Below are 15,174 nucleotides of genomic sequence, written 5' to 3' on the forward strand. Positions count from 1 at the left end.
CACACCGTGGACAACAAGGTTAAAGACTATCTGCAGGCATTCGGTGTGCTGGAAGCTACCCAGCGCTTCCTGTCCAAGCCCCAGCGCCAGTTCATCGGCGGCGCTTGGATCGAGGCCAGCGACGGCGCCACCAGCGAGGTGATCGAGCCCTCGACCGAGGCTGTGCTGACGCACATTCCCATGGGCACGGCCGAAGACCTGGACCGTGCGGTCCAGGCCGCCCGTGCGCAGTTCGACGGTGGCCCGTGGAGCCAGCTCAAACCCCTGGAGCGCGAACGCCTGCTGCATCGCCTGGCCGACCTGGTCGAGCGCAATGGCGACGAGCTGGCGCAGATCGAGTCCATCGACATGGGCAAGTCGGTAGAGCAGGCGCGCGCCGTGGACATCCAGGGCACCGTCGACACCTTCCGCTACTTCGCCGGCTGGGCCAGCAAGATTCACGGTCGTACCGTGGAGCCTTCGCTGCCGGGCAACTACCTGGCTTACACCCGCAAGGAACCGGTCGGGGTGGTGGGCGTCATCGTGCCCTGGAACTTCCCCTTGCAGACCATGGCCTGGAAACTTGGCGCCGCGCTGGCGACTGGCTGCACCGTGGTCGTCAAGCCGGCCGAGCTGACGTCCCTGTCGGCCTTGCGCTTCGCCGAGCTGGTCGAGGAAGCCGGCATTCCGGCCGGGGTGATCAACATCGTCACCGGGCGTGGCAGTGTGGTCGGCGAGGCGATGTCCAGCCACCCTGGCATCGACAAGCTGAGCTTCACCGGCTCGACCCCGGTCGGCTGTTCCGTGGGCAAGGCGGCGATGGACCAGATGAAGCGCCTGACCCTGGAGCTGGGCGGCAAGTCACCGGTGATCGTGTTCGCCGATGCCGATATCCCGGCGGCGGCGCAGGCGGTGGCCAACGGCGTGTTCTTCAACTCGGGGCAAGTCTGCGATGCCGGGACACGGGCCTACATCGAGCGCAGCATCTACCCACAGTTCCTGCAGGCGCTAGCCGAATACACCGCGACGCTGAAGATCGCACCCGGCCTGGACCCGGACTGCTTCATCAGCCCGATGGTGTCGCGCAAGCAGCAACAAAGCGTGCTCGACTACATTGCCCTGGGCAAGGCCGAAGGGGCACAGCTGTACTTCGGCGGCGAGCCCGTCGAGGGCCCGGGCTTCTACGTGCAACCGACCATCTTCGCCAACTGTCGCAACGACATGCGTGTGGTCCAGGAAGAGATCTTCGGCCCGGTGCTAGTGACCCAGCCCTTCGACAGCCAGGAAGAGGCACTGGCCCTGGCCAACGATTCGGCGTTCGGGCTGGCGGCGGCGCTTTACTCCAATGACCTGGGCCGAGTCCACGGCCTGATCCCGCAGTTGCGCGCCGGCACCGTGTACGTCAATGCGCACAGCACCCTGGACCCGTCCATGCCGTTCGGTGGCTACAAGCAATCGGGCTATGGCAAGGACATGGGTGCCGAACAGCTGGAGTTCCTGCTGGAAACCAAAGCCGTGTGGATCACCTTGCCCTGACCGACAGGGTGGCCAGCGCCGTTGCCTCTGGGCGGCGGCGCTGGCGAATCGGCATGCATCGTATTCCAAGAACAAGAACCTACCGAGGTGATGCCCATGAACAGCGAAGTCGATGTGGAGCGTGCGCAAGACCTGGACCGGCGCCTGCGCGCCTATGAAGAACTGCAAAGCGGCCAGCGCTGGCCGGGTGCGTTGACCACGACCGACTGCATCGCCCTGACCGTGCTGGCGCTGGCACTGGTCGTCGGCTTCTACCTGTGGGGTGGCCAGCCATGAGCCCTTCTCGCGAGCAGGAATTTCGCCTGGGCGCCGAACGCGGCGATACCCCCTTGCTGCCAAGCGAGCGGGTCTGGGGCTTCTGGGGTTTCGCCTATGCCAACTCGGCCTTGGCCGTGGCCACCTGGGTGTTTCTCATCGGCGGCGCTACCGCCTTGTTCGTCGGGCCGCGCCAGGGCATCTGCGCCGTGGTCATCGGCAACATCATCGGGGTGATCCTCGCCGGCTGTTCCACCAGCCTGCCGTGCGGCAAGTACGGCGTCGAGCAGTTCACCTTCCTGCGCAGCATGTTCGGCATCAATGGCAGCCGGCTGGTCTACGTGCTGTCGGTGGTGGTGCTGACCATGGGCTGGCTGGCGGTGCTGGGGCTGATGTGCGGGCGCGCCCTGGACAACCTCGACACCCTGGTTCAACAGCGCCCGGCCGGTGCCGGTGACGGCTGGCTGGTGACCGCCGGTGGCTTGTTGGCCATTGTGCTGGCGGCGGCGGTGGCCATGCGCGGGCCGGACATGATCCGCCGGTTGAGCGCGGTGATTGCGCCCAGCCTGATCCTGATCATGCTGGCGCTGATGTACCTGATCCTCCAACGCTTCAGCATCGGCGAACTGCTGGCCATGCCGGCCCTGCAACCGCCGTTCGAAGATCCGCATGTCAACTTCATGATCGCGGTGGAAATCAACATCGCCGCCGGGTTCTCCTGGTGGCCTTATCTGGGCAACCTGTCGCGCTTGTGCAGCAACCAGCGCACGGCGTTCTGGCCCAACCTGGTGGGCATCTTCGGCGCCGCCTCGCTGGGCGAAACGGTCAGCCTGTTCGCGGCTTCGACCTTGGGCAGCAGCGACCCGACCACCTGGATGCGCCTGGCCGGCGGTATGGGCTTTGGTGTGGTGGCGCTGAGTTTCCTGGCACTGGCCAACCTCACGGGCATGGTCAACATCCTCTACACCGCAGTGATCGGCTTGCGCCAGCTGGCCGGGGAGCGTTTGCGGGCCATGCGCTGGGGCCTGCTGATCGCGCTGTTCTGCGTGATTCCGGTGGCCATCGTGCTGTTGTTGCCCGGGATCTACGACGGCTTCTTCATTTTCTTGGTGTGGACGTCTGCGCTCAACAGCGCGCTGGCCGGCATCGGCATCGCCGATTACTTCTTCCTGCGTCGCCAGCGCCTGAACCTGCGCCATCTGTACGCCGCGCAAGGTGAGTCAGCGCTGCGTTTCTGCAAGGGCTTCAACCCCATCGCGCTGGTCGCGCTGGTGGCGGGCTTTGCGATCTACGTGGTGGTGTTCAACCCGCAGACGCTGGCCAACACCCACTTCTTCCGCTTCGTCACCGCTTCGCTGCCGTCCTGCCTGCTGGCCGGGCTGGTTCACTACGGGTTGACCCGTCTGTTGGCCGCCCGCCTTGGCTGGGGCGGCTATCCCCAGGGCAATGAACGCACACTCCAGGCAGGGCCTACGTGCTAAGGGCTACAGCAATGAATAAACACTACGACTACATCATCATCGGTGCCGGGTCCGCCGGCTGTGTCCTGGCCAGCCGGCTGACCGAAGATGCCGGCACCTCGGTGCTGGTGCTGGAATACGGTGGCAGCGATCGCAGCGTGCTGATCCAGATGCCCAGCGCGTTCTCGCTGCCGATGAACACCAAGAAGTACAACTGGCACTACGAAACCACGGCCGAAACACACCTCGATGGCCGGCGCCTGCATTGCCCACGAGGTAAGGTGCTGGGCGGCTCTTCGTCGATCAATGGCCTGGTCTACATCCGCGGTCATGCCCATGACTTCGATGAGTGGGAAAGCCTCGGCGCCAAAGGTTGGGGCTATCGCAACTGCCTGCCGTATTTCAAGCGCGCCGAGCAATACAAGTTCGGCGGCGACGACTACCGCGGCGCCAGTGGCCCGCTGGCCACCAACAACGGCAACAACATGCAGAACCCGTTATATGGCGCCTGGGTGGAGGCCGGTGCCGAGGCGGGCTACATCAAGACCGACGATTGCAACGGCTACATGCAGGAAGGTTTCGGCGCCATGCACATGACGGTCAAGGATGGCGTGCGTTGGTCCACGGCCAACGCCTACCTGCGCCCGGCCATGAGCCGGCCCAACCTGACCGTGATCACCCACGCCATGACCCGGCGCATCCTGCTTGAGGGCAAGCGCGCGGTGGGGGTGGAATACGATCAAGGCGGCCAGACCCACAAGGTGTATTGCAAGCGTGAGGTGCTGGTGTCGTCCGGCCCCATCGGTTCACCGCACCTGTTGCAGCGCTCCGGCATCGGCCCCGAAGCCGTGCTGCGCAAAGCCGGCATCGAGGTGCGCCACGACCTGCCGGGCGTCGGCGAGAACCTGCAGGACCACTCGGAGATCTACATCCAGTACGCCTGCAAGGAGCCGGTCACCCTCAACGGCAAGATGAGCCTGTTGGGCAAGGCGCTGATCGGCCTGCGCTGGCTGCTGTTCAAAGACGGCCTGGGCGCCAGCAACCATTTCGAGGCGGGGGGCTTCATCCGCTCGGCCAAGGGGCTGCGCTGGCCTGACATCCAGTTCCACTTCCTGCCGGCGGCGATGCGTTATGACGGCAACAAACCGTTCAAGGGCCACGGTTTCATGGTCCTCACGGGGCCGAACAAGCCCAAGAGTCGCGGCCATGTCAGGGCATTGTCGGCCGACCCGTACCAGCACCCGGAAATCCGCTTCAACTACCTGGAGCGCGAGGAGGACCGCGAAGGTTTCCGTCGTTGCGTGCGCCTGACCCGGGAAATCATCGGCCAACCGGCCATGGACCGCTACCGGGGCGAGGAGCTGGCGCCTGGGGCGCATGTGCAGACCGACGAACAGATCGATGCCTTCGTGCGCGCCAACATGGAGAGCACCATGCACCCTTGCGGCTCCTGCCGCATGGGCGAGGACGACATGGCGGTGGTCGATTCCGAACTGCGCGTGCACGGGCTGCAAGGCCTGCGGGTGATCGACTCGTCGGTGTTCCCCAGCGAGCCCAACGGCAACCTCAACGCACCGACCATCATGCTCGCCGAGCGCGCCTCTGACCTGGTGCGCGGGCGCAAGCCGCTGGCGTCTGCGGATGTACCGGTGGGGCTGGTGGGTGGCTGGGAGGACCAACAGCGCAGCCATGCGCCGGCGCGCCAGGTGGTCTGAGGCGCAACCTGCGAGGGCCCGGCGTACAATAGCCGCCGACGCTCCTCACAGGATCAGGCCAACATGAAAACACCCGGCGGCGCGCTGCTCAGCGGCGTCGAACTGGATCGCACCAGCCAAGTGCCGCTGTACCGGCAGCTGTACCTGCAGGTGCGCAAGCAGATCCTCAGCGGTCGGCTCGCGGGCGGTTCGCGCCTGCCGTCGACCCGCACCCTGTGCAAGGAACTGGGGCTGTCGCGGATCACCTTGCTCAATGCCTTCGACCTGCTCACCGCCGAGGGCTTCCTGGACTCGCGCACCGGCGCCGGCACCTTCGTCGGCGACGAGTGGGAGGGGCGTGGCCCTGACGCGGGGCCCGCCGCCAAGCCGCCGCGCTTGTCGAGCCTGAGCCAGGCGGTGCATTCGCTGCGCAGCACGCATTTCAGCGGTATGTCGTACAACGCCTGGGCACCGGAGTGCCCGGTGTCCTTGCTGCCCAGCCACCCGGCCTACGATGCCTTCCCCATGCCGGTATGGAAGCGCCTGGTCAATCGCCACCTGCGCAAGCCCGGCAAGGCGCAACTGGGTTATGGCGAGGTCAAAGGCCTGCAGCGCCTGCGCGAAGCGATCGTCGAATACGTGTTCGATGCGCGCGGCATCGAGTGCAGCGTGGATCAGGTGGTCATCACTTCGGGCGCCCAGCAGGCGTTCAACCTGCTTGGCATGCTGTTGCTCAACCCCGGTGACAGTGTGTGGATGGAAGACCCGGGGCACATTGCCGCGCGCATCGCCTTCCAGGCATTGGGATGCCAGCTGGTGCCGCTGCGCATCGACGAGCAGGGCCTGGATGTGCAGCAAGGATTGCGTGAATGCCCGGATGCGCGCCTGGCGTTCACCACGCCTTCACGCCAGCACCCGCTAGGCACCACCATGAGCCATGCGCGCCGCCAGGAACTGATCGACTGGGCCTCCCGTAGCCAGGGGTGGATCGTCGAGGACGACTGCGACAGCGAATTTCGCTACGTGGGCCGTTCGCTGCCGGCGCTGTATGCGATGGACCCGTGGCAGCGGGTGATCTACGTCGGCACCTTCAGCAAGGTGCTGTACCCGTCGCTGCGCCTGGGCTACGTGATTCTGCCCGAGGCGCTGGTGGAGCCTTTCTGCGCCATTCGTGCGGTGATGGACCGCAGCCCCTCGACGCTGCACCAGGCCACCACCGCCGATTTCATGCTGGAGGGCCATTTCCTTGGCCATATCCGGCGCATGCGTGCGCTGTATCAGGAACGCCAGGCTTGCCTGCTGGAAGCCTTGCACAGCGAGTTGGGCGGTTTTCTTTCGGTGGCGCCGGTAGAGGCGGGCCTGCACATGATCGGCTGGCTACCCGCAGAGGTCGACGACGATGCCCTGGCGCGCGGCCTGGTGGAGCACCAGGTCTACACCTATGCACTGCGCGATTACTGCCTTCAGCGCTACCTTGCGCCTGGCCTGTTGCTGGGCTTCGCCGCCACGCCGCAGAGCCAGGCCCGGCAACGCGCCCAGGAACTCGCCGAAGGCATGCGCCGGCTCGGCCTGCAGGTTTGATGCAGCGGCGTGGCAGCGCGGCAAAGTGGTCATATAAACAAAACGGAAATGGCTATAGGGATAGCACCATTCCAGAGCGATAAAAGCATGGCCGGCCACCCCGGCAATCGCTCAGGAATGATAATAATGACAGCTATCCAAGCCCGCTTCGCCGCCCTCATGGGCCATAACGCCGGGGCCGCGACGCCCCTGGTGCTCACCCCCGAACTTGCCCGCCGCTTGCTCGCCCGGCTCGACAGCCTGCGCCTGTTCGCCCATGGCTACCCGCTGCTGACCAACCTGACCCACGGCCGTGTCAGCCCCGAGGACATGCTCGATTTCGCCTACCGGCACGAGCTCGACGGCCTCTCGCTGCACCTGCTCGACGGTGAGCACAACAGCCTTTCGCAAATGCCTGCCGAGCGCCTCGCCGCCTTCGCCGCCAAGGCCCGTGCCTTGGGCCTTGAGGTGCACCTGGAAATCAGCAGCACGCTGGCCGAGGATGTCGACAAGGCCGTGGCCGTGGCCCGTGCCATCGGCAGCCGCAACATCCGCGTCTACTCGCGCTACGAAGGGCACCTGTCGCGGGTCATGGGCATCATCGAAGACGACCTGCGGCGCTTGGCGCGGCTGGCCGATGAGCACGACCTGCACTTCGACTTCGAGCAGCACGAAGAACTCAAGAGCGACGAGATCGCCACCTTGCTGCGCCGGGTAGGGCACCCGCGGCTGAACGCGCTGTTCGATTTCGGCAACATGATCAACGCCTGCGAACAACCGCTGCCGGCCTTGGCCAACCTCGCACCGTTCATTCGCCAGGTGCACCTCAAGGGTGTGCGCGTGGTGCCAGAGGCGAACGGCTTTGGCCATTACGGTGTGCTGCAGGGCAGCGCCGAAGACCAATTGCCCAGCGCGCGCATGCTGCTGGAGCTGCTGTTGCTCGGCGAGCAAAGCCCGCAGGTGGTGGCCTTCATCCTTGAGCAGGAGAACCACTACATCGCACCGGCCTTCCGCCAGACAGGCGAGGCGAGCGATCCCTTCATTCCCTATCGCGAGATGAGTGAAACCCTGCTGCCGCCAGGTTACAGCCTGGAGCGCATGCTCACCGACGAACACCGCTGGGCCAATAACCAGGTGCGCTACCTGCGTGGCCTTTTGGGCGAAATGCGACTGCTGGCCGAACTGGCCTTGGCCGACCACTGAGTACACCCGACCCGCCGTCGTGACGGCGCCCATACCCCGGAAACTGTGGAGAACAACAATGACAGCACCGGCTAAAGCCAAGTGGCTGCGCTTTCTGGTCCTCGTCCTTGGCGGTGGCACCATCTACAAGCTGGCCAACCTCAAGGATGCCTTCTACATCCCCATGCAAGAGCACATGGGCCTGAGCCATACCCAGATCGGTACGTTGCTCAGCGCCAACGCCATCGTCGCCACGGCCTTGTTCGTGCTGGGCGGCTTCCTCGCCGACCGTTTCGAAACCCGCCGGCTGATTCCGCTGGGGCTGATCGGGGCCGGTGGGCTGGGAATTTATCTGGCCAGCTTCCCCGGCTTCAACCAGCAGTTGGTGGTGTTCAGCCTGCTGGCGGTGTGTGCCGACTGCCTGTTCTGGCCGTCCCTGCTCAAGGCTATCCGTAACCTTGGCAACGACAATGAACAGAGCCGCATGTTCGGCTTCCTGGAAGGCGGACGCGGGGTAGTCGACACGCTGGTAGCCTTCTGCGCACTGGGTCTGTTCGTTGCCCTGGGCTCCGGCGCTCTGGGGCTCAAGACTGCGATCCTGTTCTATTCGGCGATCGATATCGGGGTTGGCGTGCTCACCCTGTTCCTGCTCAAGGGCGACCCACAGACGACGGCCACCCGTGAACCGATCGGCGGCAATGGTTTGCTCGAAGCCGTGCGTTCCCCAGGGATCTGGCTGGTGAGCCTGAACGTGTTCATGGTCTACATCGTGTATTGCGGCCTGACCTATTTCATTCCTTACCTCAAAGACATGTACCACCTGCCGGTGGCGCTGGTCGGGGCCTACGGCATCATCAACCAGTACTTCCTCAAGGTACTCGGTGGGCCGGCCGGTGGCTACATTGCCGACAAGGTCCTGAAGAGCTCCAGCCGCTACCTGAAATGGGCGTTCCTGGCGTTGCTGCCGCTGATGTTGATCATCCTCAACATCCCGCGCCAGGAGAGCTTCATCTATGCCGGCATGGCCGCCACGCTGACCTTCGCCCTGGTGGTGTTCACCATGCGCGGCGTGTTCTGGGCGCCAATGAGCGAAGTGGGCATCCCTTCGCGTATCACCGGGTCTGCGTTCGGCATTGGTTGCCTGATCGGCTATGCGCCAGGGATGTTCGCCTACGTGATCTACGGCTCGCTGCTCGACCGTTACCCCGGTGAGCTGGGCTACACCTACGTGTTCAGCCTGATGAGCGTACTGGCAGTGGTGGGCTTCGGGGTGTCCGGGATGTTGCAGCGCATGGTGAAACGCCGCGCCAACCAACAGCAGGCCGAGGCATTGGCCTGATTGGCGCTTTGCAGGGGCTGGCCGTGCTGCCGCCCCTGCAGGGGTTCACTGCAAGGTGGGTGATCTCAGCGCTGGCGACATGGCCGCCAGGGTTTCTTCGACGCGCGCAATCTTGAGAGCAAGCTCATTCGCTTCTTCTACGTTGCCCGCAGCCCTCAAGCGATCCCGCGTCTGACGCAACGTGAGCAGGGTTTTTTGCAGCTTGAGGGCAGCGGCCGTGTATGTGTCCATATGTTTCTCATGCACAGAAGGCGTCCATGCCGTTGTAGGAAAAATGGACCGTACCAGTTCGAAAACCCTGAACAAACTGGGCTTACATACAGGAAAAACGCACTCTCCGCTTTTTTCCTACGGACACAGGAAAAACTTCCTACAAAACTGTGCAGTAGTTGTTTCTATTCGTTAACGCAGAACCCCGGTCCCAGGCCCTGAATGGCTTGGGTTTCTAGCGTGCCGACCGGGGTCGGCACGACCGCCCCGGCCCCGCATGCGCTTCAGCCGTGAATGAAACCTTATGTAGCAATTGCCATGAACAACGGTTGCCCGCATCGCGGCATCTGATCCGCTTTTTTTCGTCGAACCTGAATCTGTAACCGTATCAGTCTCAAGTCGACAATGCGTTTGTCCCAACATCACGTCAAAGAGGTTCCGATGGGCAAGCTCACGTTGTTTCTGGGTGGCTTTCTGCTGCTGACCATTCTGATCGGTTTGCTCGGTACCATTCCGCCAGGCTGATCTCTACGTTTACAGTGCTAACCGGTGGCACGGCTCGACCGGCACTCGCTGCAATTCGTTTTCACGAGCACAGGGCTCATCGCGTCACAATGGGTCGCGACAGGAGGGCGGCCATTTGTTTCGGCGCCGTGCTATAAGTCCTTCTTTATATGGAAAAATCTGTCCACAAAAAACGTGGGTAGGTCTGTGGATAAAACGCTGTAGGCCAGGTCGGCGGCGGGCTCTGTTAAATTGGACAGAATTTGAACAGCCTTTATCGGGGCTGTTCAGTGGCCGCCTCACCTGCCTGGCGTAAGGCCAGCAACAGTTCCCGCACACGCGCCGGCAGATCACCGGCTGGGTACACCGCATGCATCTGCGGATCCTGCCCGGAGCTGGAGGTCAGCCGGTAATTCGCGCACACCCGTACCAGGCGCCCAGCGCGAACCTGGGGTTCACCCACCCAGTCCGCCAGGCGGGCAATGCCGGCGCCGGCCAAGCTACTGTGATAGACCGCATCGCCCGAGCTCAGGCGCAAGCGTGGGTGTGGGCGCACGCTGGTGATGCTGGCGTCGCGGCAGAAGTGCCAGGCCTTCAGGATGCGAGGCGCGGTGTGCAGGATCAGCGCATGCCCGGCCAGGTCTTCCGGCCCCTGTGGGGTGCCAGCGCGGGCCAGGTACTCGGGGCTTGCATAAAGATGCCGCCGGTAGCGCCACAACGGGTAGCCGATCAACTCGCTCGATTGAGGAAACGCACCGCGTACCACGAAATCGAGCTTGCCCAGCAACGGGTCGATGGCCTCATCGCGGTACTGGACGTCCAGGGTCACCTGCGGGTGGCGTTGGGTGAAGGCTGCGAGCATACCCGGCAGCACGTGTGCACCGAGCAGCTGCGGCACGGCAAAGCGAATCCAGCCTTGGGCGCTGCCGCTGAGTGCGGCCAGTTCGTCTGTGGCATCCCGTTGCACATCCAGCAAGCGTTCGGCATGAGGCAGCAAGCGCTCCCCGGCTTCACTGAGGGTTACCGAGTTGGCGTTGCGGTTGAGCAGCTTGCACCCGGTGTTGTCTTCCAGCGCCTGCACCGCGCGGGTAATTGCGCTGGGTGAACGGCCCAGCGCACGTGCCGCGGCGACGAAGCTGCGCTTGTGCGCAACGCTGACGAAGGCCTGGATTTCACGCAGCATGTCCAATGCCATACAAGGGTTCCTCGTTGCAGTTTTCGCAATGTGGCATTTCACCACAAGCGCGCCGCTTTGATTAGCCTTGCAGCCTGCCTTCATTGCCTGGAACCGCGTCATGATGGATATCGCCGTACTTTCCGTGTTCGCTTTCGCCGCCGGCCTGATCGATGCCGCCGTCGGCGGTGGCGGGCTGATCCAGATCCCGGCGCTGTTCAATGTGCTGCCCACGGCGCAACCGGCAGCCTTGCTGGGCAGCAACAAGTTGGCATCGGTGTGCGGCACGGCCTTCGCTGCGCGCTCGTTCATTCGCAGGGTGACCCTGGACTGGGGCTTGATCGTACCCGCGGCCCTGAGTGCCTTCGTCATGTCTTTCGCAGGTGCGGCCACGGTGTCGCTGGTGCCGCCCAGCGTGATGCGCCCGGCGGTGCTGGTGCTGATCGTGCTGATGGCGATCTACACCTTCTGCAAGAAGGATTTCGGCACCTTGCACAAACCGGCCAAGATCGGCCCCAAGGAGCAGTGCCTGGCTGTGCTGATCGGCGGCGCCATCGGCTTCTACGACGGCCTGTTCGGGCCAGGCACCGGCAGCTTCCTGATCTTCCTGTTCATCCGCTTCTTCGCCCTGGACTTCCTGCATGCCTCGGCGTCGGCCAAGGTCGTCAACATCGCCACCAACCTGGCGGCGCTGGTGTTCTTCGTGCCGTCCGGCAATGTGCTGTACGCCATTGCCCTGCCGATGGCCGCGTGCAACATCCTTGGCGCCCTGACCGGCACCTGGCTGGCGGTGCGCAAGGGTGCCGGCTTTGTCCGTGGCTTGTTCCTGGTGCTGCTGTGCGTGCTGATCGCCAAGCTGTCCTGGGACTTGCTGGCAGGCTGAGTCAGACCCTCAGGCGCTGTGCCTGGGCCTGTTCGACCCGATTGCGCCCATGGGCCTTGGCGCGGTACAGCGCCTCATCGGCGCGCGCCATCAAGGCGTCCAGGCTCGGTGCCTGCGTGTCGGCAGCGCAGCCGTCCAGGCCGATGCTGACGGTAATCTGCAGGCGCGCATCGCCGTGCACCACATGCAAGTCCTGCACGGCGCGGCGCAGCCGTTCGGCAGTGAACTTGGCGCGCTCCGGTGCCAGGCCTGGGAGGATTACCACGAACTCTTCACCGCCCATGCGCGCCAGCAGCTCGCCTTCGTGCAACTGGTCTTGCAGGGTGCGGGCGAACTGGCGCAGCACCTGGTCGCCGACGGCATGGCCATGGCGATCGTTGATCGACTTGAAATGATCGATGTCGAGCATCATCAACGTCAGCGGCAATGCCTGTGCATGCTGTTGGCGGCTTTCGAGCAGGGCATTGGCGCGGCGGGTGAAGGCGCTCCGGGTGAGCACGCCAGTCAGATGATCGATGGTGGCCTGGTGCGCCAGGCGGGACAACAGGCTGCGGTTGGCCTGGCTGACGCACGCGACCACCAGCGGGCCGAGCACCAGCATCGCAATGCCCAGGCGTGCCGACATCAGCGTCGTGACCCCAGGTTCGCTTTGCGGCAGGCTGAAGTGCATGAGGTTTTGCGCCACGGCGACGATCAGCGTGCTGCCAGCGGTCAGCGTCAGCAGCGAGACCAGGAAGGGTGAGTAGGTCCAGGCGCACCATAGCAATGCTGCGATCGGAAAGGCGATGGCCCCAGGCCCGCCAAAGACGATGCTCAACGCCAGCGAGCCCAGCAGTACCAGCAACGGCGCCAGCCGGATCGCCTGGGTGCTGCGCAGCAACGCGCGGGCCGAAGGCGCCGTGAGCAGCACCGGCAGCACCAGGACGCTGGTCGAGAACTGTTCGCTGAACCAGGCCAGCCACGTCGCGCGCAGGGACTGCTCGAACCAGGGCGCGGCCATCACACAGGCCAGGCTGGCCGCCACCGTGGCGCCCGCCGCGCAGGCGCCGAACACGCTGAGCACACCATACGGGCTGCGCATGCGCCGGTGCAGGCGAGGCAATCGCGTTAGCAGCAGCCAAACCGTTACCACCACGCTCAGGTTGCACAGGTTGAACCACAGGGCCGGCACCCAGGCGCTGCCGCAGGCCAGGTCCGCAGCGACCATGGCCAGCCAGACCAGGCTGAAGCCGGCTACCCCGGCCTGGCGCGGATAACGCAACAGCACACCGGCCAGCACGGCATTGACAGGCCAGAACAGTGAAAGCGATTCGATTGGCCGGGCCAGAATTCCACCCACGCTCAGGGCGAAGGTCAGGCCGAACAGCGTGAGGTAGGGCAACAGGCGCGATTGTGCTGGAAAAACCATAGGCTCGACCGACAAGCGGAAACGAAATCCAGGACAACGGCTCTAGGCACCTGGGGCAATGACGTCTCAGTGTGTTTGCACCGAGTACTTGATGTCAATCTGCCGCGATCTTTCAGGATAATGCCGGATTGCCACTACTGCTCGCGCTCTACCGTTACAAGCCAAAGAACCAAGGCACCATCAATACCGTCACCACCATCACCAGTAACGTGAAGGGCACACCCACCTTGACGAAGTCAGCGAAGCGATACTGGCCAGGGCCGAGTACCAAGGTGTTCACCGGTGAAGACACCGGTGTCATGAACGCCGCCGAGGCAGCCAGGGCCACGGTCATGGCGAACGGGTAGGGCGACAGGCCCAGTTGCGTCGCGGTGCTGATCGCCACGGGCGCCATCAGTACGGCGGTGGCCGTGTTGGAGATGAACAGGCCGATCACCGCGGTCACCATGAACAGGCAGGCCAGCATGGCAAGCGGCCCGGCGCCACCGAGCAGGCTGACCAGCCCACCCACCGCCAGGTCGATGCCGCCGGTTTTCTGCAACGCCTGGGCGAAGGGCAGCATGCCGACGATCAACACCAGGCTTTGCCAGTGAATGGCGCGGTAGGCGCTGTTCATGTCGATGCAGCGCCCAGCGCCCATCAGCAGGCAGCCGATCAGTGCGGCAATGACGTTGGGCACCGTGCCGCTGACCATCAGCCCGACCATCACTGCCAGGCTGAGCAAGGCAAACGGTGCGCGGGTACGGGCAGGGGCAACCTGGTCGATCTCGGCGGGAAGGCTCAGCACCAGGAAGTCCTTTGGCTGGCTTTGCAGCAGGCGTACCGCTTTCCAGGGGCCGACCACCAGCAGGGTGTCGCCCAGGCGCAGCTTCTCTTCCACCAGTTGCTCTTCGATTGCCGCCTGGTCGCGGCGCAGGCCGACCACGTTGAGGTCGTAGCGGGTACGGAAGGCCAGTTCGAGGATGCTCTTGCCAATCAGCTTCGAGCCAGGGGGCAGCGAGACCTCGGCCATGCCCAGCTCCTGGGACTGATCGATGAAATACGCGGCCTTGAAGTGCAGGGGCTCCAGTTGCATGGTCTGGCACAGGGTGCGCAAATCGTCGCGGTTGGCGAACAGGTCGAGCAGCAGTACATCGCCCTGGTGCAGCACGGTGCTGGAGTCGGCGGCGATCACCCGGGTGGTGAACTTGTGCTGGCGTTCGATGCCGATCACGTTGGCGCCATGCCGGGTGCGCAATTCCAGCTCGCCCAGGGTATGGCCGATCAGTGGCGATTGCGGACGGATGCGCAGGCGCCGCTCGCGGCCATTGAGCTTGTAGTCCAGTACCAGGTCGAGCAGGGTACGGCGGCTTTCCACCCGGCCGTCCTTGCGCACTTCGCCATTGAGCCAGTGGCGGGTCAGCAGCATGTAGCCGACGCCCAGTACCAGCACCACCAGGCCGAACGGGGTAAAGCTGAAGAAGCTGAAACCGGGCAGGCCGTGGCGCACCAGCTCGCTGTGCACGACCACGTTGGGCGGCGTGGCCACCAGGCTGAGCATGCCGCTGATCAGGCCGGCGAAGCTCAGCGGCATCATCAGCCGGCTGGGGGAAATCTGCAGGCGCGCGGCAATGCTCAGCACCACCGGAATGAAGATGGCTACCACCCCCGTCGAGCTCATCACCGAGCCCAGCCCGGCCACCGACACCATCAGCAATACCAGCAGGCGTGCTTCGCTGTTGCCGGCGCGTTCGCTCATCCATTCGCCAATGCGATAGGCTATGCCGGTGCGCACCAACCCCTCGCCGATCACGAACAGCGCGGCGATCAGCACCACGTTGGGGTCGCTGAAGCCGGCCAGGGCTTGTTCGACGCTGAGAATGCCCGACAAGGGCAAGGCGAGAATCACCAGCAGGGCGACCACGTCCATGCGTGGGCGGTTGATGACGAAGAGCACGATGACGACGGCCAGCAGGCCGAGGACCCAGAGCAGTTCCTGGTTCATGGGGCG

At 64.2% G+C, this 15,174-nt stretch carries 12 protein-coding genes; 8 read left to right on the plus strand and 4 right to left on the minus strand.

Annotation, left to right across the window (positions count from 1 at the left end; genetic code table 11):
• Positions 1-6 precede the first annotated feature (6 nt).
• From ACIPZB_RS20835 to ACIPZB_RS20865, 7 genes are all read left to right on the plus strand, one after another.
• The gene (locus ACIPZB_RS20835; protein WP_400642432.1) at positions 7-1,515 is read left to right on the plus strand and encodes an aldehyde dehydrogenase family protein; all 1,509 of its coding nucleotides are present in this window, start codon (positions 7-9) and stop codon (positions 1,513-1,515) included.
• Between the two features lie 96 nt (positions 1,516-1,611).
• The gene (locus ACIPZB_RS20840; protein ID WP_400642433.1) at positions 1,612-1,791 is read left to right on the plus strand and encodes a hypothetical protein; all 180 of its coding nucleotides are present in this window, start codon (positions 1,612-1,614) and stop codon (positions 1,789-1,791) included.
• Positions 1,788-3,251 carry a purine-cytosine permease family protein gene (locus ACIPZB_RS20845; protein ID WP_400642434.1) on the plus strand — a complete coding sequence of 488 codons (1,464 nt, stop codon included), beginning with the start codon at positions 1,788-1,790 and terminating at the stop codon, positions 3,249-3,251. Before ACIPZB_RS20840 ends, ACIPZB_RS20845 begins: the two co-directional genes overlap by 4 nt.
• 11 nt (positions 3,252-3,262) lie before the next feature.
• Positions 3,263-4,945, plus strand: coding sequence for a choline dehydrogenase (gene betA, locus ACIPZB_RS20850; protein ID WP_400642435.1), 1,683 nt, complete (start codon positions 3,263-3,265; stop codon positions 4,943-4,945).
• A gap of 63 nt (positions 4,946-5,008) precedes the next feature.
• Positions 5,009-6,505, plus strand: coding sequence for a PLP-dependent aminotransferase family protein (locus tag ACIPZB_RS20855; RefSeq protein WP_400642436.1), 1,497 nt, complete (start codon positions 5,009-5,011; stop codon positions 6,503-6,505).
• 126 nt (positions 6,506-6,631) lie between these two features.
• Positions 6,632-7,687: a sugar phosphate isomerase/epimerase family protein gene (locus ACIPZB_RS20860; RefSeq protein WP_400642437.1), complete on the plus strand. Its 1,056-nt coding sequence runs from the start codon at positions 6,632-6,634 to the stop codon at positions 7,685-7,687.
• 58 nt (positions 7,688-7,745) lie between these two features.
• A complete protein-coding gene (locus ACIPZB_RS20865; RefSeq protein WP_400642438.1) occupies positions 7,746-9,005 on the plus strand; it encodes an MFS transporter in 1,260 nt (419 codons plus the stop codon).
• A 45-nt stretch (positions 9,006-9,050) separates the two neighbouring features.
• On the opposite strand, the gene ACIPZB_RS20870 is transcribed toward ACIPZB_RS20865, so the two are convergent.
• Both ACIPZB_RS20870 and ACIPZB_RS20875 read right to left on the minus strand, forming a co-directional pair.
• Positions 9,051-9,236 carry a hypothetical protein gene (locus ACIPZB_RS20870; RefSeq protein ID WP_400642439.1) on the minus strand — a complete coding sequence of 62 codons (186 nt, stop codon included), beginning with the start codon at positions 9,234-9,236 and terminating at the stop codon, positions 9,051-9,053.
• Positions 9,237-9,993: 757 nt separating this feature from the next.
• A complete protein-coding gene (locus tag ACIPZB_RS20875) occupies positions 9,994-10,914 on the minus strand; it encodes a LysR family transcriptional regulator (protein ID WP_400642440.1) in 921 nt (306 codons plus the stop codon).
• Between the two features lie 100 nt (positions 10,915-11,014).
• Between ACIPZB_RS20875 and ACIPZB_RS20880 the strand changes: the two genes are divergently transcribed.
• Positions 11,015-11,776, plus strand: a complete 762-nt coding sequence (locus tag ACIPZB_RS20880) for a sulfite exporter TauE/SafE family protein (RefSeq protein ID WP_400642441.1) — start codon at positions 11,015-11,017, stop codon at positions 11,774-11,776.
• A 1-nt stretch (position 11,777) separates the two neighbouring features.
• Here the strand turns inward: ACIPZB_RS20880 and ACIPZB_RS20885 are convergent, their stop codons facing one another.
• Together ACIPZB_RS20885 and ACIPZB_RS20890 are read right to left on the minus strand one after the other, a co-directional pair.
• Positions 11,778-13,199 (minus strand): diguanylate cyclase, encoded by a 1,422-nt coding sequence (locus ACIPZB_RS20885; RefSeq protein WP_400642442.1) that lies wholly within the window; start codon positions 13,197-13,199, stop codon positions 11,778-11,780.
• A gap of 139 nt (positions 13,200-13,338) precedes the next feature.
• Positions 13,339-15,168, minus strand: a complete 1,830-nt coding sequence (locus tag ACIPZB_RS20890; RefSeq protein WP_400642443.1) for an SLC13 family permease — start codon at positions 15,166-15,168, stop codon at positions 13,339-13,341.
• Positions 15,169-15,174 lie beyond the last annotated feature (6 nt).

This window comes from Pseudomonas sp. NPDC089396, from assembly GCF_044749545.1.
In the GTDB taxonomy this organism is placed as follows: domain Bacteria; phylum Pseudomonadota; class Gammaproteobacteria; order Pseudomonadales; family Pseudomonadaceae; genus Aquipseudomonas.